The sequence below is a fragment of the Variovorax sp. FG153 genome (assembly GCF_057809595.1).
Window position 1 is genome coordinate 38,359 of record NZ_JBMDKG010000004.1, and the last position, 24,657, is coordinate 63,015.

The window sequence follows — 24,657 nt, forward strand, 5'->3', positions numbered from 1 at the left end:
CGTATCGGGGTAAGCCCACCCCGCGAGCGGTCGCGGCACCGGCACGAGGCGCGCCGCGAGGGCCGGGCCCGACCTCCGCGGGAGGCCTCGGGTTAACCCTATAAAATCGACACCCCCGTCCACCGTGCCTCTCTTCCCAGGAGCTTCCCGCCATGCCCAGCCTCGACCGATCGTCCGTCCCCGCGAAGCTGCTGCGTCGCGCCACGGTCGTGCTCAGGAGGCTGGCCTACGAGGCCGACATGCTGCTGGGCACCCTGCTGAGCCCGAACAAGGTGATCGCCGAGGTCGAGCAGATGCGCGCCCTGCAACGCCGCGCCGACCGCATCGAGGCCACCGACCCGGCCCGCGCCGCCGCGTTGCGCTGGCATGCCTCGCGCGTGGGCCTGCGCTGAACCAAGTCCCGCCGTCACGGGAAGGAGCGGCCGAACTGGTAAAGTCCAGCCGCCCAGCGTCTTCGTAGTTCAATGGATAGAACGGGGTCCTCCTAAGACTCAGATACAGGTTCGATTCCTGTCGAAGGCACCACCAAGCCGTTGATCTTCAACGGCTTTTTTTCGACCGGGACAAACGTGGGACAAAACAGCCCGCCCCGCGCGCTGCCGGCCCCTATCGGGCGTCCCAGCCCCGCATGCGCTCCCACGCCCCCCGCATGCCGTCAACCAGCGCATCCATCTGCTCCCCCACCGTGGTCTCCCGCTCGATGCCGAACACGCTCTGGCCGGCCGCCTCGTAGATCAGCCGCGCGTCATCGAACTCGTGCATCGAGGCGAACACGTCGCCCGTGAGCGCCTGCTGCTGCGGCATGCCCAGCGGCGCGGGCGCGCCGGGTTCGTTCCAGGCATCGATCCAGTCGCTGCGCACCACGCGGCAGGGCTTGCCGCTGTGGGCCCGCGTGATCAGGGTGTCCTCGCTGCCGCTGGCGATGAGCCGCCGCAGCAGCGCGGGCGGCGTGTGGTTCTCCTTCGCGCCCATCCACAAGGTGCCGAGCCACGCGCCCTGCGCGCCCATGCCCAGCACGCCCAGCACCTGCGCGCCGGTGGCGATACCGCCGGCCGCCAGTACCGGCACCTCGCCGGCTTCGGCGATGACCTGCGGCAGCAGCGACAAGGTGCCGACCGTGCCCGTGTGGCCGCCCGCGTCGTAGCCCTGCGCCACCAGCACCTCCACGCCCATGTCGAGCGCCTTGCGCGCATGCCGCACCGAGCCGACCAGCGAGAAGGTGAGCTTGCCGCGCGCCTTCGCGCGTTCGATGAGGTCGGCGCGCAGGCCGATGGCCGTGGCCACGCCGCGCGCGTCGGAGTCGAGCACGGCCTCGATCTGCGCGTCGAACAGCGCCCGGGTGCGCACCTGGCTCGTGAAGAAGCTGGGCCGCCGTGGCGGCTTCACCTGGAAGCGGTCGCGCAGACCGTCGACGAAAGCCAGGTGCCGTTCGGGCAATTGCGCGCGCACGCTCTCGATGCTCGCGGCCTCGTCGGGCACCTGCGAGGGCAGCATCAGGTCGATGCCGTACGGCAGGCCCGCCATGCGCTCGCTCGCCTCGGCCAGGATGTGCGGGATCTCGTGCGGCAGCTCGCGCGCGAGTCCCAGCACCGGGAAGCCGCCCGCCCGCGCGATGGCCACGCACACGTCCACCGAGTGCGAGAAGCCGAAGATCGGATGGCGGATGCCCAGCCGCTCGCACAGCGGCGGCCGCAGGGGCGAAGGGCTCGCGGCGCTCATTGCGCCTCGATGCCCGCCGTCTTGATGACCTTGCTCCACTTGTCGTACTCGCTCGCGATGAAGGCGTCGAACTGTTTCGGGCCCTGCGGCGCCACCTCGAGGCCGAGCAGGTCGAGCTTGGGCTTCATCGCGGGATCGGCCAGGATCTCGGCCACGTCGGCGGACAGCCTGGCGACGATGGCATCGGGTGTCTTCACCGGCGCGACGAAGCCGAACCACGTGCCCACGTCGTAGCCCTTCAGCCCCGTGGACTCCGCCACCGTGGGCGTGTCGGGCAAGGCGGCGGAACGCTTGCTCGTGGTCACGGCCAGCGGCCGCAGCTTGCCGGTCTTGATGTGCGGCACGGCCAGCGCCACGGTGAGCGGCATCATCGTCACGCGACCCGCGAGCAGATCGCCGAGCGCATCGGGCTGGCCGCGATAGGGCACGTGCGTGAGCTTGAGCTCCGCGCTCTGCGCCAGCAGTTCGCCCGACAGGTGATTGGACGTGCCCACGCCGGCCGTCGCATAGGTCAGCGGCGGATTGGCCTTCTTCGCCATCGCGACCAGTTCCGCCATGGTCTTCGCGGGCACCTCGGCCGGCACCACGAACACGTTGGGGATCACGCCGAAGCCCTCGATGGCGCGGAAGTCGCGCACGGGATTCCACGCCACGCCCTTGATCAGGCTCGGCGTGACCGCATGGCCGGGGCTCACGCACAGCAGCGTGTAGCCGTCGGGCGCGGCCTTGGCCACGTAGTCGGTGCCGATCGAGCCGCCGGCACCGGTCCGGTTCTCGACGATGACGGGCTGGCCGTACTTGGACGACAGCCGTTCGCCCACCAGCCGCGCGATCGAATCGACCACGCCCCCGGCGGTGAACGGCACGATGATGCGGATCGGCTTGCTCGGGTAGTCGCCCTGCGCGAACGCGGGTGCGGTCATTGCCAGCGACTGGACGGCGAGGAGCGCGGCCAGCAAGGTGCCTTTGAGGGTCATGGGTTGTCTCCGTTGATGATGGCTGGCGCGCGCCGCCGGCTCACACCTTGTCAGGTCTGGTGCCCGGCTCGTGCCATGGTGCGGCGCGCGATGTTGGTGAGGTGGATCTGGCTCGTGCCTTCGTAGAGGCGGAACAGCCGCACGTCGCGGTAGAAGCGCTCGGCCACGTTGTCGTTGATGTAGCCGCCGCCGCCGAAGACCTGCACCGCGCGGTCGGCCACGCGGCCGCACATCTCGGAGGCGAACAGCTTGCACATCGAGGCCTCCATGGTCACGTCGGCGCCGTCGTCGCGCTTGCGCGCCGTCTCCAGCAGCAGCGCGCGCGCGGCATGCACTTCGGTGTTGCTCTCGGCGATCATCTGCTGCACCAGCTGGAATTCGCCGATGGCCTGGCCGAACTGCCGGCGCGAGGCGGCGCGCGCCACCATCTCGTCGACCAGCCGGATGGCCGGGCCGATGCACAGCCCCGCGAGGTTGATGCGCTGCTTGTTCAGCGCCTTCATCGCCGTCTTGAAGCCCAGGCCCGGCACGCCGCCGACGATGGCCGACTCGTGCACGCGGCAGCCCTCGAGGATCACCTCGCCGACCGGCGAGCCGTGCTGTCCCATCTTGCGATAGCCCGCGGGCGCCGAGAGGCCGGGCGTGTCGCGCTCGACCAGGAAGGCCGTGATGCCGGCCGCGCCCCTGGCCTGCGGATCGGTGCGCGCGAACACGGTGAACAGGCCGGCGATGGGCGCATTGGTGATGAAGCACTTGCGGCCCGTGATGCGGTAGTGCTCGCCGTCGCGCACCGCCACGGTCCGCTGCGCGGTGGCGTCGGAGCCGGCCTCGGGCTCGGTGAGCGCGAAGCAGCCCGTGAGACGGCCGCTGGCCAGTTCGGGCAGCCAGCGCTGCTTCTGCTCGGGCGTGCCGTCGACCACCAGCGACTCGGACGCGATGCCCGTGTTGCCGCCGAAGCGCGCGCGGAAGGTGGTGGCAGCCTGCGAGACCTCCATGTTCACCAGCGACAGCTCCTCGCTCGTGAGACCCGCGCCGCCGTACTGCTCGGGAATGCTGTGGCCGAACAGGCCCAGCGCGCGCATGCGCTCGACCACGGGCTCGGGGATCAGGTCGTCGCGATCGACCTCGGCCTCGATGGGCATGCATTCGTTGCGGATGAAGTCGCGGACTTCGGCGAGCAGGGCATTGAACTTGTCGGGGCTGCGGATCATGGGTTCGAGGTTCCGGTTTCTGGTTCAGCGCAGGCCCTGCGCGGTTTCGAGCTGGCGCACGGCGTCGAGCAGCAGCGGCGCGACCTTGCGCTCCATGCGCTCGCCGGGCGAGCGGTAGGTGGCGAGCGTGCAGTTCATCGCCAGCGGCGTTTCGCGCGGCGGCACGCGCACGGGCACGGCGACGGCATGGATGCCCTTCTTCCAGTCGCCGCGCGAGTGGCAGAAGCCGCGCGCGGCAAAGAGCTTCTGGTCGGCTTCCCACGCGGGGCGCAACTGCTGGAACAGGGCCGAGTCCTGCAGCCGCAGCCGGTTGAGGATGGCCGAGCGTTCCGGCGCGGTGCAGGCCAGCATCAGCGCACGGCCGATCGCGGCGGCCAGCAGCGGGCGCGTGCTGCCGATGTCGGGCATGTGGGTGTTGGTGTTGTCGGTGCGGATGGTGTCGACGTAGACCACGTCCGAACGGTCGCGCATGCCCAGGTTCACCGAGCAGCCGGTCTCGCGCGCCAGCCTTTCCATGATGGGCCGCGCGACCTGGCGCACCTGCATGCTGGCCAGCAGCGGGTAGCCCAGCGACAGCACGCCGGGCCCGAGTTTGTATTTCTGCGTGGCGCCGTCGCGGCTCAGGTAGCCCAGCAAGGTGAGCGTGTAGGTGATGCGCGAGACCGTGGGCTTGGGCAGGCCGCTGCGGTCCGAGATCTCGCGGTTGCCGAGCACCGGGTCGGCGCTGGTGAACACGCGCAGCACTTCCATGCCGCGCGCCAGGTTCATCGAGAACTGGCGGTCGGCGGTGAGGTCGTGCGGGTCGACGAGACCCGGGAGCGCGATGCTTGTCATGCGTGAAGTGGTGCGCGTTGGTGTGGGCATGATTGGCCGTTCGAAATGGGGCGTCAATGAAACGCGGAGGGTGTTTCGCTGTGCGAAACAGCGATTGTTGGCCCGCGTGGCGTCTGGCAAAACCGGCTCGAACCCGGAGCCCTTCGCCCCGGCCTTGGAGCCACGTTTGCATTCCCCCGACGACACCCAACGACGACCCGCGCGCGGCGCCCTTTCGGGCGTGCGCATCCTCGACATGGCCACCGTGCTGGCCGCGCCGCTGGGCGCCACGCTGTGCGCCGACCAGGGTGCCGAGGTGGTGAAGCTCGAGCTGCCCGGCGGCGGCGATGCATTGCGCGGCCTGCAACCCGTGAAGGACGGCAAGGCGCTGTGGTGGAAGATCGCCAACCGCGGCAAGCGCGGCATCACGCTCGACGTGCGCCAACCCGCCGGCCGCGCGCTGCTGCTCCGGCTTGTGACGCAGTTCGACGTGCTGGTGGAGAACTTCCGCACCGGCACGCTCGACCGCTGGGGCCTAGACCTGGCCACGCTGCACCGCGCCAACCCGCGGCTCGTGGTGGTGCGGCTCACGGGCTTCGGCCAGACCGGCCCCTACAAGTCGCGGCCGGGCTTCGCGCGCATCTTCGAGGCCATGAGCGGCTTCACCAACCTCACGGGCGAAGCCGGCGGCTCGCCGCTGCACAGCAATTTCCCGGTAGGCGATGCGGTGGCGGGGCTGTTCTGCGCGTTCTCGATCGCCTCGGAAATGGCGCGCCTGCGCGGCGACCCGCAGGCGCTCGGCTGCGAAGTGGACCTGGCCGCCACCGAGGCGCTGTTCCGCCTGCTCGACCCGCTGCCCGTGGAGCACGAGCAGCTCGGCACGGTCCGCATGCCCGCGGGCAACTGCGCGAGCTACACCGCGCCCTCGAACATGTACCGCAGCCGCGACGGCATCTACTTCTCGGTGGTCGCGTCGTCGGACCCGATCTTCCAGCGCCTGTGCGCGGCCGTCGGAAAGCCCGAGTGGGCGGGCGACCCGCGCTTCGCCACCAACCCCGCGCGCGTACTGAACCTCGTGGCACTCGACGAAGGGCTCGGCCAGTGGTTCGCCGCGCACGACTACGACACCGTCGAGCGCAGGCTCGAGGAGGCCGGCATTCCCTTCAGCAAGATCTTCACCATCGCCGACATCGAGCAGGACCCGCACTACCGCGCGCGCGAGGCGATCATCCGGCTGCCCGACCCCGACTACGGCAGCCTGCCCGCACCCTGCGTGGTGCCGCGCGTGCCGGGCCGCGAACTGCCGATCCCGCGCACGGGGCCCGACACCGGGGAGCACAACGCCGAGGTCTATGGCGAGTTCGGCCTCGACGCCGCGGCGCTGGCCGCGCTGCGTGCGGAAAAGGTGATCTGAGCCTTCAGTAGTCGATGAGCGGCCCGTCGCGCAGGCAGGGGTTGCGCTCGGCCAGCGGCGCGCGGCGCATCACATCGCGGCCGATGACGGTCTTGTGCACCTCGCTCGCGCCCTCCCCGATCTGGTTGAGCTTGGCGTCGCGGAAGAAGCGCTCGAGCGGAAAGTCGCGCAGGTAGCCGCGCCCGCCCGTGAGCTGCAGCGCATCGGTCACGACCTTCATGCACAGGTCGGTGGCCTGCAGCTTGGCCATGGACGCGAAGATCGACACGTCGCTCGCGCCCGCGTCGTACTTGTAGGCCGTGAGCGCGAGCAGCGCGCGGCTGGCCTCGATCTGCGTGACCATGTCGGCCAGCATCCACTGCACGCCCTGGTGCTCGCCCTCGCGCCTGCCGAACACGGTGCGTTCGCTCGCATAGCGGCTCGCGATCTCGACCGCGCCGATGGCGCGGCCCAGCGCCATCGCGGCATGCCCGATGCGCGCGCGCAGCAACGCGTCCTGCGCGAGCGAGAAACCATCGCCCTCCGCGCCGAGGCGGTGCGAGGCGGGCACCTCGACCGCGTCGAATTCGAGCGAGGAGATCGGCACGCCGAACCAGCCCAGCTTGCCGGCCTCCGCGCCGATGCGGAAGCCCCGGGCGTCGCGCGGCATCAGCACCGCGATGAACACCGAGGGATCGTCCTCGGCGCGGCCCACCACCGCGAACCAGTCGGCCGTGCTCGCGCGCGTGATGAACTTCTTGCGGCCCGTGACGAGGTAGCGCTCGCCCTCGCGGCGAATCGTGGTCGCGAGGCCGCGCACGTCGGAGCCCGCGCCGGGCTCAGTCAGCGCGAAGGCCGCCTGCAGCTCGCCGGTGCACAGCCGCGGCACGATCTCGCGGCGCAGCGCCTCGCTCGCGCCCGCGACGATGGCGCGGCTCGACAGGTCGGTACCCGTGATCATCGAGGCCGAGGTGCTGCACACGCGGCCCAGCTCCTCGATGAGGCGGATGCGCAGCGCCTGGCGCGCATCGGTGCCGCCGTACTCGCGCGGGAATGCGGTGGCGATCACGCCTTCGCGCGCGAGCGTGCGGAAGGTGTCCCAGGCGAACAGGTCCTCGCGCGAGACGGCGTCGGCCCGCGGCCCGAGCGTGTCGCGGCACAGGTCGCGCACGCGTCGGACGGTAGCCTGCTCGTCGGGTTGCAGGCGTTCGAGAAAGTGATCGCCGAACAGTCGGGCGGCATGTGTGCCTGTCGTCATCGGGTGGGTCTCCAGTCGGGGGGCCTGCATGGTGGCGCCGCGCGGCGCGCGCGGTCGAGTCGTGTTTCGACAGGCGAAACACCGGCTTGCGGATGCGGTCCGCGGCTGGTCAGATGGCCCCATGCCCATACCCCAGACATTCGAAGCCCTTCGCACGCACCAGACCGCCGAGGGCCAGGTCCGGAGCCGGCTGGAGACCCTGCGGCTCGACGACCTGTCGGCCGGCGAGGTCGTGGTGCGCACCCGCTACGCGGGCGTGAACTACAAGGACTGCCTCTCGCTGCACGGCCGCGCGAAGATCATCGCGTCGTACCCGCGCGTGGCGGGCATCGAGCTGGTCGGCGAGGTGCTCGCGTCATCGGTGGCGGCCTTCGAGCCCGGCCAGGCCGTGCTCGTGCACGGCTTCCAAACCGGCATCGCGTTCGACGGCGGCTTCTCCGCCTGCGTGCGCGTGCCCGCCGCGCACGTGCAGGTTGTGCCGCAGGGACTCACGCCGCACGAGGCCGCCGTCATCGGCGTGCCCGGCTTCACGGCCGCGATGGCGCTCGAGCGCTTCATCGAACTCGGCATCGCCCCCGACGCGGGCAGCGTGGCGATGAGCGGCGCGGGCGGCGCGGTCGGCCTGCTGGGCACGGCCCTCTTCGCGCGCGCCGGCTATCGCGTGGCGGCCATCACGCGCCGCATGGCGCAGGAGGTGCGGCTGCGCGCCATCGGCGCGCACGAGGTGATCGACGCCGCCGTGCTCGATGCACCGCAGCGCCCGCTGGAGAAGCCGCGCTTCGCGGCCGCCATCGACAACGTCGGCGGGCCGATGCTGTCATGGCTGCTGCGCTCGCTGGCCGACGGCGGCGCCGTGGCATCGGTGGGCAACGCGGCCGGCAACAGCTACGAGGGCAGCGTGCTGCCCTTCATCATGCGGCGCGCGCAACTGTTCGGCATCGTGGCGAATGCGCCCGTGGAGCAGCGGCGGCGCCTGTGGGCAAAGCTCGCGGCCGAATGGAAACCCGACATGGCGGCCGTGCTGCCGCATGTGCGGCACATCCCGCTGGGCGCGTTGATGGAGCACAGCGCACGGCAGCTCGATGGCGCGAGCTCGGGCCGCGTGCTCGTCGATTTCTCGCGCTGAAGGACTTCGGCCATGGGACCGCTGCACGGCCTTCGCGTGCTGGAGTTCGACGCCATCGGCCCGGTGCCCTGGGCCGCGATGATGCTCGCGGACATGGGCGCCGACGTGCTGCGCATCGCACGGCCCGCGCCGGCCGGCATGGGCATCGCGCGCGACGCGCGGCACGAGACGGTGTTGCGCGGCCGGCGCGGCGTGACGGCCGACCTCAAGGACCCGGCCGCGCGCGATGCCGTGCTCGCGCTGGCGCGCAACGCGCACGTGCTGCTCGAAGGCCACCGCCCCGGCGTGATGGAACGGTTGGGCCTCGGGCCCGAGGCCTGCCTGGCGGCATCGCCCGCGCTGGTCTACGGGCGCATGACGGGCTGGGGCCAGCACGGGCCGCTCGCGCGGGCCGTGGGCCACGACATCAACTACATCGGCCTCACGGGCGCGCTGCATGCCACCGGCACGGCCGACAGGCCGGTGCCGCCGCTCAACCTCGTCGGCGACTTCGGCGGCGGTGCGATGCTGTTGGCGCTCGGCGTGATGGCGGCCGTGCTGGAGGCGCGCACCAGCGGCCAGGGGCAGGTCGTCGACGCGGCGATGGTCGACGGGTCGCTGCTGCTGATGGCGCCGATCCTGGGTCGCGTGGCCACGGGCGAATGGCTGGACCGCCGCGAGGCCAACCTGCTCGACGGCGGCGCCCCCTTCTACGGCGTGTACGAGACCAGCGACGGCCGGCACCTGGCGGTCGGTGCCATCGAACCCGCGTTCTATGCCGCGCTGCTCGCGGGACTGGGCCTGGCGCCCGATGCGCTGCCGCCGCAGCACGACCGCGGGGCCTGGCCCGAGACGCGGCGCCGGTTCGCCGCCCTCTTCGCCACGCGCACGCGCGATGCGTGGTGCGCGGTCTTCGACGGCACCGAGGCTTGCGTGACGCCCGTTCTGTCGCTCGGCGAAGTGCCGGGCCATGCGCACCACAAGGCTCGCGCGAGCTTCGTGCCAGTCGGCGGCGTGGACCAGCCCGCGCCGGCGCCGCGCTTCTCGCGCACCGCGAGCGTCGCCGGCCGTGCGCCGGCCGAGACGCGCGGCGGTGGCGACGAGGCCTTGCGCGACTGGGGGTTCGATCCCGCGGATCCGCGCCTGTCGGCGCTCGACCGGCGCTGAGCGCGGACGGCGCCGCTCGGGTCGGAACGAGGCCGGCGCGGTTGTCCACGAACCTGCGCGCGCATGCATCGGGCATGAGGCATCTCCATCCCATGCGACGCTTGTGCCCGCGAAGCGACAGGACCCGACACTAGAATCGCGCCGACCCCACGAAACGACAAGGTCTCGCGAAGGCACCCGGCCGGCATGCGAAGCGCGCCGGGGCCCGAGCCATCCAATGACGACGCCCGCGCAGGGAAAGATCGCCTTCGCCAACCAGTTGCGCGGCCTGGCCGTCCTGCTGGTGATCGCCAGCCACTATGCGCTGGCCTACTGGACCGAGCGCGACCTGGTCGCGCAGTACATCTTCGCGCCACCAGCCACGGGCCCCATGCCCGCATCGCAGCGATGGCTCTCGATTCCCACGCTGAGCCTCGGGCCGCTGGGCGTGGCCCTGTTCTTCCTCGTCAGCGGCTTCGTGATCCCGTTCTCGCTGCACAAGCTCGGCCGCGCGCGCTTCGTGATCGCGCGGCTGCTGCGCATCTTCCCGACCTACTGGGCGGCCAGTGCCGTCTCGCTGCTCGCGGTGTGGCTCTCCAGCCTCCACTGGGGGCTCGCCTTCCACGTGGATCCGGCCCAGCTGCTCGCGAACCTGCTGCTGGTGCAGGGCCAGACCGGACACCTGACGACCGACCTCGTCAACTGGACGCTCGCCGTCGAACTCAAGTTCTACCTGGTGGCGATGCTGCTGTGGCCACTGCTGCGGCGCTGGCCGACCTGGACCATCGCCGCCTTCGCGGTGCTGCTGTACATCGCGCTGCGCAGCGTGCCCAAGGGTTGGAACGTGGTGCCGATCGGGCATTGGCAGCTCTTCGTCGCGGGCATGAGCGCGGACCTCATGTTCCTGCCGTTCATGCTGATCGGCACGCTGTTCCACTTCGCGTTCGTGCGCCGGATCCCGGCGCGCGCGCTGGTGGTGTCGGCCATCGTGGTGATGTACGTGTTCCTGGAGACCTGGAAGAAGACCCCGCGCTTCGAGCAGCATGCGAGCGCGGTCTCGAACTACAGCTACGCGCTCCTGATCTTCGCGGCGGCCTATCTGCTCAGGGACCGCTTCCGGCCCCGACGCCTGCTGGACTTCTTCGCCGACATCTCCTATCCGCTCTACGTCCTGCATTCGCTGGTGGGCTACGTTGCGATCCGCTGGCTGATGGCCCACGGCGCAGGGTCGGCCGCCGCGACGCTGCTCGCGCTCGCGCTGGCGATCGGGCTCGCCTGGGCGATCCATCGCACGGTGGAGCTGCCGACGGCGGCGCTCGGCCGGCACCTGGGCGGCGCGCCGCGGTCCCCGCTCACTTGGGCTCGTAGGTGATCTGCGTCGGCGCGAAGGTCGCGAGGACGTCGCCGGTACGCACCGCGAGCTTGAGGTCCTGGCCGCGATAGGGGCCTTCGGCCGCGATCCAGTTCTCCTGGACCTGCGTGAGCTCCGAGCCGTCGATCTGCCGGAAGCGCACGGTGGCCGAGAACTTGCACGTCTGGAAAGTCCCCACAGCCGTCTCGAGGCTCTCGCGCCCGACGTAGGTCCGCGTGCCGGAGACCCGCTGTTCGTTGCGGATCTCGCCCTCCACGCTCCAGACCACGTAGTTCTCGTCGATGGTCTGGCCCGGCGTCATCACGGGTGTGCGGATCGTCGGATCGTTGTAGGCATAGGCGCTCGTGCCCGTGCCGCCGTTGCGGGTGCCGTAGCGCACGATGTTGCCGTCGACGAAGTCCAGGTACAGCCGGTCCTGCGCCTCGCTGCTGTTGAAGTAGTTGAAGACGGTGCGCAACTGCTCCACCGCGTTCGCATCGCGGAAAACCTCGCGGCCGCGGGTCAGGCGGGTCACGCGCTGCTTCTGGGTCTGGTCGCCGGAAGTGATGGTCTGCTCCACCACCAGCTTCGTGCCTTCGCGCAGGTCGGCCTCGTTGAAGCAGGCGGCCGAGCTGTTCGCGGGATTGGGTTCCGGGTTCGGCTCGGGAGGATTGGGCTCGGGGTTCGGTTCCGGATTGGGCTGCTGCCCGGGAAGCGGCGTGGCGGTGAACGGCAGCGCGACGCCGCCACCGCCTCCTCCGCCACCGCACGCGGCCAGGCTCGCCAATGCCACCGCGGCCCACAGAAATTTCGTCTTCATCGCGTTCTCTCCCTTCGTTAACAAGCGATCCCGGCTTTCGCCAGAGCGCGCGAAGTTAACGAAGGCCCGTCGAGGGAACCAGTGCCTAAAGTCATGGCCCCTCCATCGGAAGGAGGACCCGGGCGCGACGAACTCAGGCCACCGTGTATTCCTCCACGACGAAGGCCGTGATCTCCGCCAGGAAGCTCTTCGCATGCGCCATCGTGCGCTGCCCCTGCACCGAGCCGAAGGCGGCGTTCAAGGTGTCCGTGTTCTCGAACCACAGCTCGACGATGCCGTCGATCGGCAGCGTCTCGTAGCCGCAGGGCGTGCCCTTGTCGAACTCGCGCGCAATCACGACGTTCTGGCGGTAGCCGCCCACGCCGGGCATCTGGCGCACATGGTCGGCATGCACCTTCCACTCGCGGCGGAAGTCGTCTTCGGAGATGTCGGTGCGGCGGCGCAGTGTCGAGATGCGCTTGAGCAGGCGGTGTGGTTCGGCCGGCGGCGCGATGACGGTGCTCTGCGCGACGCTCACGATATGCAGGCCGCCGAGGAAGTGCCGCTCGTCCTCGCGGATGCGCGCGGCGAGCTCGCCGTCGGTGAAGGCGGCATTCGCCTGCGCCGCGGCATCGAAACCGAGTTGCGAGAAGCCGTCGAAGTCCCACGGGCCGCGCGCGAAATCGATGCCGCGCTGCAGCCGGTCGGTCACGAGGTTCTGGCGGTAGCTTCGCAGCCCGGGCAGCGTCGCCACCAGCGGGCCATGGCTGTGGCGCCAGTGGCTGCGGAAGGCTTCGTCGGTCCAGTCGGGCTTCTTGCGGATCAGGCCCATGCGCAGGGGGATGGTGGCGTCGGTCATGGTGTGGAGGTCTCCTTGTCGTTGGATGCGGCGGCCGCCTCGGCGCGCGCCCGCGCGAGGCCCGGCGCGCGCTTGGCGAGCCACACGCCGTGGCGCACGGGCCAGCGGCGGTAGGCGGGATCGACGCCGAGCTCGGCGGCGGCGTGGTGGGCCCAGTAGGGATCGAACAGTGCCTCGCGGCCCAGCGCGACCAGGTCGGCATCGCCGGCGGCGAGCACGGCCTCGGCCTGGCGCGCGTCGACGATCATGCCGACGGCCTGCGTGACCACGCCGGCCTCGCGCCGGATGCGTGCCGAGAACGGCACCTGGAAGCCCAGGCCGCGCGGCACGGGCAGGGCCCGCGTCTCCTCGGTGAGGCCGCCCGAGGAGCAGTCGATGACGTCGACGCCGCAGTCACCGAGCGCGCGCGACAGCACCACCGAGTCGTCGAGACTCCAGCCGTCGAGCGTGCCGTCGACCGCCGAGAGCCGGCAGAACAGCGGCTTGTGCTCGGGCCAGGCGGCGCGCACGCGGCGCGCGATCTCGAGCGCGAGCGCCATGCGCTTGTCGCGGCTGCCGCCATAGGCATCGTCGCGCCGGTTGGCATTGGGCGAGAGGAAGCTCGCGACCAGGTAGCCATGGCCGAAATGCAGCTCGACCACGTCGAAGCCCGCTTCGTCGGCGCGCCGCGCGGCATCGACGAAGCGCTGCACCACGGCCTCGATCTCGTCGAGGCCGAGCGCGCGCGGCGCCGACCAGCCCGGGCCGGCCGCGAGCGCGCTCGGGCCCAGGCGCTCCCAGGGCTCCTCGTCGGCCGCCATGGTCTGCGCGCTCAATGCCGCGCCGCCTTCCCACAGCGGCTCGCTGCCCGACTTGCGGCCCGCGTGCGCGAGCTGCACGCCGATGGCGCCGCCCTGCGCGTGCACGAAATCGACCACGGCCTTCAGCGGCGCGACCTGGCTGTCCTTCCACAGGCCGAGGTCGGCGGTGCCGATGCGCCCGCGCGGATCGACCGCGGTGCTCTCGGTGAGGATCAGCCCGGCGCCGCCGAGCGCGAACTTGCCCAGGTGCACCAGGTGCCAGGGCGTGGCATGGCCGCGCTCGGCCGCGTGCTGGCACATGGGCGAGATGACGACGCGGTTGGAAAGCTCGAGCCCGCGCAGGCGCAGCGGCTGGAACAGCAGGGGAAGAGGATCGGACATGGATGAATCAGGAAGAGGACCTGGCCGGCCGCGTGCCGAGCCAGGTGCCGCCCATCACGGCGGCGAAGCCGAACAGGTGCCAGACGGTCAGCGTCTCGCCCAGCAGCAGCGCCGCGAAGCCGACGCCGAACACCGGCACCCAGTAGAGGAACACGGCGGTGCGCGCAATGCCGATGACGGAGATGGAGCGGTTCCAGATCAGGTTGCCGGCCGCGGTGGCGGCCACGCCCGAGAACAGCACCAGCACCCACGGCCACGCACCCGGAAAGAGCTGGGCCGCGCCCAGCGGCGAAGGCCCGAGCGCGGCATGCACGATCAGCATCGCGGTGCCGATCAGGTAGATGACCCAGCTCATCGACAGCGGATCGAGCTGCCGCGCGAGCCGCTGCACGCCGACGCCGCCGACCGCGAAGCTGATGACCGACAGCGCGAGCATCAGGTCGCCGAGGCCGGCATGCGAGAGCGTGGCGCCCGGATGGCTCAGCACCACGGCCGCCACGCCCGCGAAGCCCAGCGCCACGCCGAGCAGGCGGCGCGGCGTGAGCGGCTCGCGGAACACCAGCGCGGCCATCAGCGCCGACACCAGCGGGCTCAGCGCCATGATCAGCGCGCCGTTGGTGGCGGTGGAGCGCTGCAGCCCGTGCGCGAACAGGATCTGGTTGGCGTACACCATGAGGAAGGCGCAGCCGGCCATCGCGGCCAGCTGGCGCGCCCCGAGCAGCGGCAGCCCGCCGCGCCGCCACAGCACGACGGCGCTGAGCGCGACGCAGGCCACCGCCATGCGCAGCGCCGCCAGCGGCAGCGCCTCGAAGGAGGCGGTGAGCGCCTTCACGGCCGAGACGTTGACGCCCCACAGCACCATGGCCAGCAGCATCCAGCCCTGCACCGAGGCCGGCGTGGCGACCGGCGCGGCCGCGCTGCGGTTCACCTCAGCTTTCCAGCGCGTTCCACATCTCGATGTCGCGCTCCGCGGTCCAGATGCGCGGATGCACGTGGCCGGTGGCCTCGTCGTAGGCACGCGTCACGTCGAAGGGCATGCAGTGGTCGAAGATCACCCAGTGGCCATAGGTCGGGCGCAGCGCGGCCACGGTCTCCTTGTAGATCACGTTGAGCGTCTTGCCTTGCGCCACGCCGTTGTTGACCAGCGTGTAGACGTCGGAGATGAAGGCGCGCGTGGAGGCGATGGCCTTGCGCACGTCGGTGGCGTTCTCGAGCGCGGCGCCGCGGCCCGGCACCAGCTTCTCGAAGCCGAAGCCGGCCAGGCGGTCGAGCGTGGTGGGCCAGTCGCGGAAGTAGCAGTCGCCCGCGTAGGCGGTGCTCTGGTATTCGACCAGGTCGCCCGCGAAGCAGATCTTCTGGTCTTCCAGGTAGGCGATGGTGTCGCCCTTGGTGTGGCCGCGGCCGACCTGGGCGATCTTCACCTCGAGCTTCTTGCCGAGCCACACGCTCATGGTGCCGTCGAAGGTCATGGTGGGCCAGGTCAGGCCCGGCGGCACCGACTCGACGTTGCGGAACAGGCGCGGGAAGCGGCCGATCTCGCTGGCCTTGTCCTGCTCGCCGCGCTCGACGATGAGGTCGTAGGTGTCGCGGCTGGCGATGATCTGCTCGGCGCCTTCCTTGAAATAGGCCGAGGCGCCGAGCACGCGCACCGCGTGGTAGTGCGACAGCAGCACGTACTTGATCGGCAGCGGTGTGACCTCGCGGATGCGGCGGATCACGTCCTGCGCCATCGCGGGCGTGGCCTGGGTGTCGACCACCATCACGGCCTCGTCGCCGATGAAGATGCCGGTGTTCGGGTCGCCCTCGGCCGTGTAGGCATAGGCGTTCTCCGACAGGCGCGTGAACGAGACCTTCTTCTCCTCGAGGTCGGCCTGGCTGGCGAATTTCTTGGTGGCGGGTGCGGTCATTGGTTTTCCTTGGGAAGGGTTGGACGTTGGGGTCAGTGCGTGCCGAGGTAGGCCGACTTCACCTTGGGGTTGTCGAGCAGCTCGCGGCCGGAGCCCTCGAGCGTGATGCAGCCGGTCTCGAGCACGTAGGCGCGGTCGGCCACGCCGAGCGCCTGCTTGGCCATCTGCTCCACCAGCAGGATGGTGAGGCCCGAGCTGCGCAGCTGGCGGATGGCATCGAAGATGTCCCGGATGATCAGCGGCGCGAGGCCCAGCGAGGGCTCGTCGAGCAGCAGCAGCCGCGGCTCGCTCATGAGCGCGCGCGCGATCGCGAGCATCTGCTGCTCGCCGCCCGACAGGGTGCCCGAGGGCTGGTGCTGGCGTTCCTTCAGGCGCGGGAAGCGCGCGAACTCGCGCTCGATGCCGCGCTCGACGAAGGCCTTGTCGGCGCGGCGCGAGTAGGCGCCGAGCATCAGGTTCTCGCGCACGGTCTGGTCGGGGAACACGCCGCGGCCCTCGGGCGACAGCGCCACGCCCAGGCCCACGCGCTGGTGCGAAGGCACCTGCGTGCAGTCCTTGCCGTCGATCAGCACGCGGCCCTGGGCCACGGGCTCGAGGCCGACGATGCTCTTGAGCAGGGTGCTCTTGCCGGCGCCGTTGGCGCCGATGATGGTGACGACCTCGCCCGCGCGCACTTCGAGGCTCACGCCCTTGACGGCCTCGATGGCGCCGTAGGAGACCTTCACCGCTTCGATCTTCAACATGATGGTGGGGGTCCTTTCGCTCAGGCGGGCTGGGGCTGCAGGCCGTGCGGCGCGGCGTCGGCCTCGTCGTCGACGCCCAGGTAGGCCTCGACCACGCGCGGATTGGCCTGCACCTCGGCCGGCCGGCCCTCGGCGATCTTGATGCCGTAGTCGAGCACGATGACGTGGTCCGAGATCGACATCACCAGGTCCATGTGGTGCTCGACCATCAGGATCGAGACGCCGCACTTGCCGATGCGCAGCAGCAGCTCGCCGAGCTCGGCGGTCTCCTGCGGATTGAGGCCGGCGGCCGGTTCGTCGAGCAGCAGCAATTGCGGCTCGGTGGCCAGCGCGCGCGCCAGCTCCACGCGCCGCTGCAGGCCGTAGGGCAGGCTGCCCGCGGGCCAGTGAGCGAGGTGGCCGAGGCCGACCAGGTCGAGCAGCTGCAGCGCGCGCTCGCGCGTCTCGCGCTCCTGCTTGCCGGCCGTGGGCCAGGCCACGAGCGACGACAGGAAGCCGTTGCTCATGCGGCTGTGCCGGCCCAGCATCACGTTGTCGAGCACCGAGAGGTCGGCGAACAGCCGCAGGTTCTGGAAGGTGCGGCCCATGCCGAGGCAGCAGATCGCGTGCGCCGCCCGGCCCACGATGTTCTCGCCGAGGAAGCGGATCGCGCCGGCATCGGGCTGGATCACGCCGGTGAGCATGTTGATCATGGTGCTCTTGCCCGCGCCGTTGGGCCCGATCAGCGCATGGATGTGGCCGCGCTGCAGGCTGAACGACACGTCCTGCGCGGGCTTCACGCCGCCGTAGGACTTGGTCACGCCCTGCACCACCAGCAGCTCGCCCTCGCCGCCCGGGCCGATCTGCCCCGGCACGCCCTGGCCGCCGGCGCCTTCGCCGCGGTGGCGCGAGCGGCTCACCCACTTGTCGACCAGCCCCACCACGCCGCCGGGCATCACGTAGAGCGCGAACAGCAGCAGGAAGCCGTAGAGGAAATGCTGCGCCGAGGGCCAGCGCGCGAGCAGCGCGTCGGTCAGCGTGAGCAGCACCGCGCCCACGATCGGGCCGTACATCGAGCCCGCGCCGCCGAACAGCACCAGCAGCAGGATGAAGATCGACAGGTGGAAGGTGATGAAGTCGGAATTGATGTACTGGTTCTGCTGCGCCACCAGCGCACCCGCGATGCCGCAGGTGACGGCCGCGACCACGAAGGCCATGACCTTGGCGCGGTAGACGCGCACGCCCACCGACGAGGAGGCGATCTCGTCGGCCTGCAGCGACAGCAGCGCGCGGCCGAAGCGGCCCTGCAGCAGGTTGCGCAAGAGCAGGTGCAGCGCGGCGCTCAGCACGATGCCCAGCACCACCCACTGCGTGGTGTCGAGCGGCGCGCCATTCCAGGTCAGCGGGCGGATGCCGTAGATGCCCTGCGCGCCGCCGAACACGTCGGTCCATTCGCCGACCAGCTTCTCGACCACGATGCCGAAGGCCAGCGTGACCATCGCGAGGTAGGGGCCCTTCACGCGCAGCGAGGGCAGCGCGATCAGCACGCCGCACAGGCCCGAGATCACGGCCGCGAGCAGCAGCGCGAGCCAGGGGTCCATGTCGGTGCGCGAGGTCAGGAGCGCGACGCCGTAGGCGCCGGCCGCGAACAGGCCGGCCTGGCCCAGCGACTTCTGCCCCGCGTAGCCGACCAGCACGTTCATGCCGGCCGCGCACAGGTAGTAGACGCACATCATGAAGGCGATGCGCAGGTAGTAGTCGTTGCCGAGCAGCGAGACGATGCCGATCAGCGCCGCGGCGACCGCCACCACGGCCAGGGGATGGACCAGGCGCTTCATACCTTCTCCACCGCGCGGCTGCCGAACAGGCCCGTGGGCCGGAAGGCCAGCACCAGGATCACGAGCGCGAACACCGCCACCTCGCGCCACTGCGCCTGCCAGAGATTGACCATCGACTCGAGCACGCCGAGCAGGAAGCCGCCGATGACGCAGCCGCGCGGATTGCTGAGGCCGCCGATCATCGCGCCCGAGAAGCCCTTGAGGCCGACGGTGAGGCCCATGAACAGCGAGGCCTGCGCGATCGGCGCGAGCAGGAAGCCCGACAGGCCCGCCAGCGCCGAGCTGACGACGAAGGCGCCGATCATCATGGCGTTGGTGTTGATGCCCATGAGGCTCGCCACGTTGCCGTTCTGCGCCACCGCGCGCATGGCCTTGCCGACCATGGTGCGGTTCATCACGCGGTCGAAGCCGAACATCACGACCACGGCCACGCCCAGGGTCAGCAGTTCCTGCGGCCGCACGCCGACGCCGAACATGCGGATCACGGTGTCGCCCACGGGCGCGGGCACCACCACCGGCTTCGGGCCCCAGATCGCGAGCCCCACGCTCTGCAGGATCACGCCGAAACCCAGCGTGCTCATCACCCAGGCCATGCCGGGGCGGCCCGCGAACGGGCGCACGCCGAGCACGTAGAGCAGCCAGCCCAGCAGGCCCATCACGCCGAGCGCCGCCAGCAGCGCGAACAGCTGCGCGCCGGCGCCGGGCACGGCGTCGCCGAAGGTGGTGGAGGCCAGCGGCTTGCCCAGGACCAGGAACAGGGCGCTCATGCCGATGAAGGCGCCGGCCGAGACGAACTCGCCGTGCGAGAAGTTCAGCGTCTTGGTGGTCGTGAACGTGATGCTGAATCCCAGTGCCACCAGCGCATAGGCACCGCCGACGGCGAGCCCGCTGATGAGCGCCTGCAGGAGCGCTTCAACCATGTGTGTATCTCCGTTGCGAGGCGAGGCCGGGCGCCGCGCGGGCGCGTCGGCCTCGCTTCCTTTTTGCTCTTACTGCTTGAAGTCGGCCGGCTTCAGGCCCTGGATCAGCGCGTCGCTGTAGGGCAGCAGCTTGCCGTCCTTCCAGCGGATCCAGACCAGGTCCTTGGCGGTCAGCGCCTCGTGGTTGGTCTTGCTGAAGGGCTTCTCGTAGGTCTTGAGCACGCCCTGCACCGGGGTCTTGAGGTCTTCCAGCGCGGCGCGCACGGCGGCGCCGTCGGTGCCGTTGGCCTGCTTCATCGCCTGCGCCAGCAGCAGCACCGAGTCGTAGCCATGCAGCGCGAACGAGAACGAACCCGGCGCCTTGAGCTTGCTGCCGATGCGGTCGAAGAGCTTCTGCTGCGCGGGCGTGCGGGTCTCGCTCACGGTGCGCATGAAGATCGGCTTCTCGGCCAGCGCCTTGCCGGCCGCGTCGTAGAAGGTGATGTTGTCGGCGGCCCAGGAGGTCAGCGTCAGCGGGAAGTAGTTGATCTTCTCCATGCTGCGCACCAGCTGCGCGATCGGCGTTCCCTGCGCCCACACCACCACGGTGTCGACGTTGGCGGCCTTCATCTTCGACAGCTGCGAGGTCATGTCGGTGTCGCCGACGCCGAAGCGCTCGGTGGCCGCGATCCTGATGTCCTGCAGCTTGGCGATCTCCTCCATGTCCTTGAGGCCGCCCTGGCCGTAGCCGGTGGTCTCGGCCATCAGGCCCACCACCTTCGAGGCGGCGGTGTTCTTCTTCACGTAGGCCATCAGCGCGGCGACCTGCTCGCGGTCGACCATCGAGACGCGGAACATGTAGTTGTCGGCGCCCGCGCTCATCGGCTTGGTGATGTCGGTGCCCGAGCCCACGTTGCCCAGCACCGGGATCTTCTTCTGGTTGGCGATGTGCTTCCACGCCATGGCGTTGCCCGAGTTGGTCGGGCCGAACACCGCCACCACCTTCTCGTTGTCGATCAGGTCACTCATGTTCTGGATCGACTTGGGCGGCGCCGACACGTCGTCGCGCGTGACCAGCGTGAACTTGCGGCCGAGCACGCCGCCGGCGGCGTTGAGGTCGGCGATCGCGGCCTCCATGCCGAGCACCGCGGCCTGGCCGCTCTGCGCCGAGGGCGAGGCCGAGAGGTCGCCGTTGTAGCCGAGCTTGATGTCCTGCGCCGAGGCGCCGGCGGCGAAGGCGCAGAAGGCGGCGCTCGCGAGCAGGGTCTTGTACAGACGGAAGGTCTTCATTCTTTGTCTCCTGGAGGATTGACGGTCGGGAAAGCGAAAAGCGAAGGCGGACTCAGACCGCGAGGAAGCCGCCGTCCACCGGCAGGGTGATGCCGGTGACGTAGCGCGACATGTCGCTCGCGAGGAAGATCACCGGGCCCACGAGGTCCTCGGTCTGGCCGACGCGGCCCATCGGGATGCGCGTCATGAAGGACTCGAGGCGCTGCGGGTTCTCGCGCGTGGCGGCGGTCATCGGCGTCTCGATCACGCCGGGCGCGAGCGCGTTGACGCGCACGCCGAAGGGCGCGAGCTCCTGCGCGAGCGACTGGGTGAACATCTTGATCGCGCCCTTGGAGGGCGAATAGCCGAGGCTCGCGCCCTGCCCCGCGTAGGCGGCGATGGAAGCGATGTTGATCACCGCGCCCTTCGTGGCCTTGATCGCGCCGAGCCAGGCGTGGGTGACGTTGAAGGTGCCGTGCACGTTGACGTCGAGCGTCTTCTTCCAGTTGGCCGCGGCGTTGGGGCTGGCGGTGCCTTCGCGGATGATGATGCCGGCGTTGTTCACCAGCAGGTCGATGGCGCCGATCTCCTCGCCCACGCGCAACGCGAGCGCATGGCAGGCCTCGGGCGAGGTCACGTCGAGCACGAAGGACCAGGCCTGGCCGCCTTCGTCGCGCACCAGTTGCGCGGTCTCGCTCACGGTGGCCTCGTTCATGTCGGTGACGACGACGCGCGCGCCGGCCTGCGCCAGGCCCAGCGCGAGCGCGCGGCCGTTGCCCTGGCCGGCGCCGGTGATCAGCGCGAGGCGGCCTTCGAGCAGGCGCGGCGCGACGTGGGGAGGAAAGGCCATCGGGAAGGTTCCTTCTGTGATGAATGCGTGGTTGAAGGGAAGAGGACTCAGGCGGTGCGGCGCACGGGCACTGCTTCGCGTTGCTCCACCTGCAGCGTGGCGGCCGCCGTGGTGCCCTGCGCCACCTGCAGGCCCGCGACGTAGCCGAAGGTCAGTGCCGGGCCGAGCGTGATGCCGGCGCCCGGGTAGTTGCCGCCCATCACGCTGGCCGCGTCGTTGCCGACCGCGTAGAGGCCCTTGATCGGCTGGCGGTTGGCGTCGAGCACGCGGGTCTTCTCGTCGACCACCAGGCCGGCGAAGGTGCCGATGTCGCCGATCACCAGCTTGATCGCGTAGTAGGGGCCGTGCTCCAGCGGCGCCACGCAGGGATTGGGCGTGACGTTGGCGTCGCCCTGGTAGCGGTTGTAGGCCTTGCTGCCCTTGCCGAACAGCGGGTCGTCGCCGGTGCGCGCGCCGTCGTTGAATTCCTTCACCGTGGCCTCGAGCACCTCGGGCGCGATGCCGATCTGCTTCGCGAGCTCGCCGATGCTGGCGCCCTGCTTGAGGTAGCCGCTCTTCAGGTGGCGGCCGATCGGCAATGGCGCCGGTGCCACGCAGCCCAGGCCGTAGTCGCGCAAGGCCTTGTGGTCGCACAGCAGCCAGGCCGTGACCTCGGGCTCGCCGGCGCAGGCCTTGACCATGGCCTGCACGAAGTCGTGGTACGAGTTGCCTTCGTTGGCGAAGCGCCGGCCCTTGGGCGTGACCGCGATCACACCGGGCTTGGCGCGGTCGATGAAGTGGGGCATCACGCCCTTGGTGCCGTCGGGGCGCGTGGTGACCGATGCGGGCACCCAGGCCGCCGCGTGCGGAATGGTGCCGTCGACGCGGCCGCCCACGGCTTCGGCCAGGCGCAGGCCGTCGCCGGTGTTGGTGGAAGGCGATGGCGAGTAGTGCTCCTTGCCGGTGGGCGCATGCGGAAACAGTTGCTTGCGGCGCTCCACGTCATAAGGAAAACCACCGCAGGCCAGCACCACGCCGCGCTTGGCCACCACGCGCATGCTCTTGCCTTCGTGCTGCACCACCGCGCCGGAAACGCCGTCGTACTCGACCACGAGTTTCTTCACGGGCGACGACAGCCACACGGGAATGTCCAGGTCCATCGCGGCCTTGGCCAGGCGGCCGGCCAGCGCATTGCCGTTGGTCAGCGTCATGCCGCGCCCGTGGCCCAGCACGTCGAGGAAGTGGCGGGTCAGCCGCTTGGTCACGTACCAGAACGAAGTCGGCGACTTGAAGGCCCGCATGAAGTGTTTGATCTCGGGGCCCGAGCCCAACATCATCCCGAACACGGTGAGCTCGGGCAGCGGCGGCGCCAGCAGCTTCACGCGCTTGCCGAGTTCGCGGCCATCGAACGGCCGCGTGACCATCGAGCGGCCGCCCTGCTGGCCGCCGGGCGCTTCGGCGTGGTAGTCGGGAAACACCGCCGGCATGTCGAACTGCACGCAGGTGTTGCGCGTGAAGAAGTCGATCGCCTTCGGGCCCATCTCGAGGAAGGCGCTCACGCGCGCCGCGTCGAAGTGGGTGGTGGTCTCGTGCTTCATGTACGCGAGCGCGGCGCCCGCCGGCTCGTGGATGCCCTGCTCCGTGGCCAGGCGCGTGCCCGGGATCCACAGCCAGCCGCCCGAGCGCGCGGTGGTGCCGCCGAAGCGCGGCTCCTTCTCGACCACCAGCACCTTCAAACCCTGCGACGCCGCGGTGATCGCGGTCGCCATGCCCGAGGCGCCGCTGCCGACGACGAGCACATCGCATTCCAACGTGTTCTGTTCCATCTCTGCCTGTCTGCCTTGTTTCTGTAGGACTTAAGTTGCGGCGGAGTGTAGGCAGCGACGTTGATATGGTCAAGTCGTTTAGTTACTATCAGATGATCAGTCATCGTCGATTGATCACGACAATATCAGTAGAAACCCTGATGGCTATACTCGCCCCCACTCTCAACCCCCACGCCGGGCGCCCCATGGAAAAGCCGAGACGTGGCATCCAATCCGTCGAAATAGGAACCCAGCTGCTCGTCGCCCTCGGGCGGCATGTCGCGCCCATGGCCTTGCGCGACCTCGGCAAGGCCGCCGGCGTGCCGGTGGGCAAGGCCCATCCGTACCTCGTGAGCTTTCTCAAGGTCGGCTTCGTGGTGCAGGACAGCGCGGGCCGCTACGAGCTGGGCCCGCTGGCGCTGCAGCTCGGGCTGGCCAAGCTGCAGCGGCTCGACCCGATCAAGGAGGCCTCGCCGCTGATCGAGGCGCTGGCCTCGGAAACCGAGCAGAGCATCGCGGTCGCGGTCTGGGGCAACTTCGGGCCGACCGTGGTGCGGCTCGAGGAACCGATCCATCCGCTGCACGTGAACCTGCGCACCGGCACCGTGATGTCGCTGGCCTACACGGCCACCGGCCGGCTGTTCGCGGCCTACCTGCCGCCCAAGGTGGTCGAGAAGATGATGGTGGACGACCTCGCGCGCCTGCGCGGCCCGGCCGGCGGCCGCGGCACCGAGGAGCTGTCGCAGTCGCAGCTCGAGGCGCTGCTGGTGGAGACGCGCATGCACGGCATGTCGCGCACCTTGGGCCAGCCGATCCCGGGCATCGACGCCTTCTGCGCGCCGGTGTTCGACTCCACGCACAACATCGTGCTGGGCATCACCGCGATGGGTCCCGAGGCCACCTTCGACAGCGACTGGGAAGGCCGCGTGGCGGTGCCGCTGCGCGCCTGCGCGCTCGAGATCTCGCGCCGGCTCGGCTACGTGCCGGCCGAGAGCAGCGTCTCCCGCGGCTGAAGATGTAGGCACCTGCCCACGCACGGTGCATCGGTTCTCTTGCAATGCGAGGCCCTCGCCGCGTGTGAATCTGCAAGCCATTCACTACACAGGAGAACCTTCATGAAAAGCCTCATCCTCTGGGCCTGCGGCGTGCCGATCACCGTGATCATCGGCCTCAAGATCTTCGGGATCCTCTGACGCGCGCTCGCCTTTTTCCGTTTGCTCTTCCTCTACTCCTCCGGTGCCTCGCGCACCGATGCGCGTCCCTCGGGGCTCGCTTTTTTTGGTGAGGATGCACCCTTCAATCCGGCAAGGGCCGTGCGGGTACTGAACGGGCTTTGCTCGCATTCGGCCTAGACTCCGCCGCATGCATGCTCACCCGTCGCTTCACGCCGCGCCGCCCCGTATCGGCGGCTGCGCCCCGGCGTGCGCATGGATGACGGCAGCGCCCCCTCAAACGCTCGCACATTCCTGAGCCCGGCGGTCCACCTCTTTCTCTTCACCTTCAACGCAACCCATCGACCGCCGGGCCCTCGCCCAGCGTGACTGCGCCCCCATCACATCGAGGGGGCGCTTCGAAT

At 70.1% G+C, this 24,657-nt stretch carries 22 protein-coding genes and 1 tRNA gene; 7 read left to right on the forward strand and 16 right to left on the reverse strand.

Features of this window, described 5'->3' with window-relative positions:
• The first annotated feature begins 152 nt into the window (after positions 1-152).
• Entirely contained in the window at positions 153-392 is a 240-nt protein-coding gene (locus ACODT0_RS06800; RefSeq protein ID WP_172705324.1) for a hypothetical protein, read from the forward strand.
• Between the two features lie 58 nt (positions 393-450).
• Positions 451-525: transfer RNA gene (locus ACODT0_RS06805), tRNA-Arg, on the forward strand.
• A gap of 81 nt (positions 526-606) precedes the next feature.
• On the opposite strand, the gene ACODT0_RS06810 is transcribed toward ACODT0_RS06805, so the two are convergent.
• Genes ACODT0_RS06810 through ACODT0_RS06825 form a run of 4 tightly spaced genes read right to left on the reverse strand, consistent with a single transcriptional unit; the run spans position 607 to position 4,741 of the window.
• On the reverse strand, positions 607-1,719 hold the full coding sequence (locus tag ACODT0_RS06810) for an NAD(P)H-dependent flavin oxidoreductase (RefSeq protein ID WP_489040918.1): 1,113 nt from the start codon (positions 1,717-1,719) through the stop codon (positions 607-609).
• Positions 1,716-2,696: a Bug family tripartite tricarboxylate transporter substrate binding protein gene (locus tag ACODT0_RS06815; RefSeq protein WP_057590848.1), complete on the reverse strand. Its 981-nt coding sequence runs from the start codon at positions 2,694-2,696 to the stop codon at positions 1,716-1,718. Before ACODT0_RS06815 ends, ACODT0_RS06810 begins: the two co-directional genes overlap by 4 nt.
• 50 nt (positions 2,697-2,746) lie before the next feature.
• The gene (locus tag ACODT0_RS06820) at positions 2,747-3,907 is read right to left on the reverse strand and encodes an acyl-CoA dehydrogenase family protein (RefSeq protein ID WP_489040919.1); all 1,161 of its coding nucleotides are present in this window, start codon (positions 3,905-3,907) and stop codon (positions 2,747-2,749) included.
• 24 nt (positions 3,908-3,931) lie between these two features.
• Positions 3,932-4,741 (reverse strand): IclR family transcriptional regulator, encoded by an 810-nt coding sequence (locus ACODT0_RS06825; protein WP_489040920.1) that lies wholly within the window; start codon positions 4,739-4,741, stop codon positions 3,932-3,934.
• 235 nt (positions 4,742-4,976) lie between these two features.
• On the opposite strand from ACODT0_RS06825, the gene ACODT0_RS06830 reads away from it, so the two are divergent.
• Entirely contained in the window at positions 4,977-6,134 is a 1,158-nt protein-coding gene (locus ACODT0_RS06830) for a CaiB/BaiF CoA transferase family protein (protein ID WP_489041006.1), read from the forward strand.
• Between the two features lie 4 nt (positions 6,135-6,138).
• Here the strand turns inward: ACODT0_RS06830 and ACODT0_RS06835 are convergent, their stop codons facing one another.
• Positions 6,139-7,371 (reverse strand): acyl-CoA dehydrogenase family protein, encoded by a 1,233-nt coding sequence (locus ACODT0_RS06835; protein ID WP_489040921.1) that lies wholly within the window; start codon positions 7,369-7,371, stop codon positions 6,139-6,141.
• A gap of 121 nt (positions 7,372-7,492) precedes the next feature.
• Here ACODT0_RS06835 and ACODT0_RS06840 point away from each other — a divergent pair, with 121 nt between their 5' ends.
• From ACODT0_RS06840 to ACODT0_RS06850, 3 genes are all read left to right on the forward strand, one after another.
• The gene (locus tag ACODT0_RS06840; protein ID WP_489040922.1) at positions 7,493-8,497 is read left to right on the forward strand and encodes a YhdH/YhfP family quinone oxidoreductase; all 1,005 of its coding nucleotides are present in this window, start codon (positions 7,493-7,495) and stop codon (positions 8,495-8,497) included.
• A 12-nt stretch (positions 8,498-8,509) separates the two neighbouring features.
• Positions 8,510-9,643: a CaiB/BaiF CoA transferase family protein gene (locus ACODT0_RS06845; protein ID WP_489040923.1), complete on the forward strand. Its 1,134-nt coding sequence runs from the start codon at positions 8,510-8,512 to the stop codon at positions 9,641-9,643.
• 217 nt (positions 9,644-9,860) lie between these two features.
• On the forward strand, positions 9,861-10,994 hold the full coding sequence (locus ACODT0_RS06850) for an acyltransferase family protein (protein ID WP_489040924.1): 1,134 nt from the start codon (positions 9,861-9,863) through the stop codon (positions 10,992-10,994).
• Here the strand turns inward: ACODT0_RS06850 and ACODT0_RS06855 are convergent.
• The 11 genes from ACODT0_RS06855 to ACODT0_RS06905 form a co-directional block, all read right to left on the reverse strand.
• Positions 10,975-11,793, reverse strand: a complete 819-nt coding sequence (locus ACODT0_RS06855) for a hypothetical protein (RefSeq protein ID WP_489040925.1) — start codon at positions 11,791-11,793, stop codon at positions 10,975-10,977. The genes ACODT0_RS06850 and ACODT0_RS06855 overlap by 20 nt on opposite strands.
• Before the next feature lie 133 nt (positions 11,794-11,926).
• The gene (locus ACODT0_RS06860) at positions 11,927-12,631 is read right to left on the reverse strand and encodes an EthD domain-containing protein (RefSeq protein WP_489040926.1); all 705 of its coding nucleotides are present in this window, start codon (positions 12,629-12,631) and stop codon (positions 11,927-11,929) included.
• Complete coding sequence (locus tag ACODT0_RS06865) at positions 12,628-13,812, reverse strand: NADH:flavin oxidoreductase/NADH oxidase (RefSeq protein WP_057590838.1); 1,185 nt, start codon at positions 13,810-13,812, stop codon at positions 12,628-12,630. Before ACODT0_RS06865 ends, ACODT0_RS06860 begins: the two co-directional genes overlap by 4 nt.
• Before the next feature lie 7 nt (positions 13,813-13,819).
• A complete protein-coding gene (locus ACODT0_RS06870) occupies positions 13,820-14,740 on the reverse strand; it encodes a DMT family transporter (RefSeq protein WP_479670857.1) in 921 nt (306 codons plus the stop codon).
• 1 nt (position 14,741) lies between these two features.
• Complete coding sequence (locus ACODT0_RS06875) at positions 14,742-15,719, reverse strand: MBL fold metallo-hydrolase (protein WP_203202902.1); 978 nt, start codon at positions 15,717-15,719, stop codon at positions 14,742-14,744.
• Positions 15,720-15,751: 32 nt separating this feature from the next.
• Positions 15,752-16,462 (reverse strand): ABC transporter ATP-binding protein, encoded by a 711-nt coding sequence (locus ACODT0_RS06880; protein WP_489040927.1) that lies wholly within the window; start codon positions 16,460-16,462, stop codon positions 15,752-15,754.
• Positions 16,463-16,482: 20 nt separating this feature from the next.
• Positions 16,483-18,279 (reverse strand): branched-chain amino acid ABC transporter ATP-binding protein/permease, encoded by a 1,797-nt coding sequence (locus ACODT0_RS06885; RefSeq protein ID WP_489040928.1) that lies wholly within the window; start codon positions 18,277-18,279, stop codon positions 16,483-16,485.
• Complete coding sequence (locus tag ACODT0_RS06890) at positions 18,276-19,199, reverse strand: branched-chain amino acid ABC transporter permease (RefSeq protein ID WP_057590834.1); 924 nt, start codon at positions 19,197-19,199, stop codon at positions 18,276-18,278. The genes ACODT0_RS06885 and ACODT0_RS06890 overlap by 4 nt, the downstream gene beginning before the upstream one ends.
• A 69-nt stretch (positions 19,200-19,268) precedes the next feature.
• Positions 19,269-20,468: an ABC transporter substrate-binding protein gene (locus tag ACODT0_RS06895; protein WP_261211496.1), complete on the reverse strand. Its 1,200-nt coding sequence runs from the start codon at positions 20,466-20,468 to the stop codon at positions 19,269-19,271.
• A 52-nt stretch (positions 20,469-20,520) separates the two neighbouring features.
• Complete coding sequence (locus tag ACODT0_RS06900; RefSeq protein ID WP_489040929.1) at positions 20,521-21,297, reverse strand: SDR family NAD(P)-dependent oxidoreductase; 777 nt, start codon at positions 21,295-21,297, stop codon at positions 20,521-20,523.
• A 47-nt stretch (positions 21,298-21,344) separates the two neighbouring features.
• Entirely contained in the window at positions 21,345-23,102 is a 1,758-nt protein-coding gene (locus tag ACODT0_RS06905; protein WP_489040930.1) for an FAD-dependent oxidoreductase, read from the reverse strand.
• Positions 23,103-23,287: 185 nt separating this feature from the next.
• Between ACODT0_RS06905 and ACODT0_RS06910 the strand changes: the two genes are divergently transcribed.
• Entirely contained in the window at positions 23,288-24,094 is an 807-nt protein-coding gene (locus ACODT0_RS06910) for an IclR family transcriptional regulator (protein WP_057590830.1), read from the forward strand.
• Positions 24,095-24,657 lie beyond the last annotated feature (563 nt).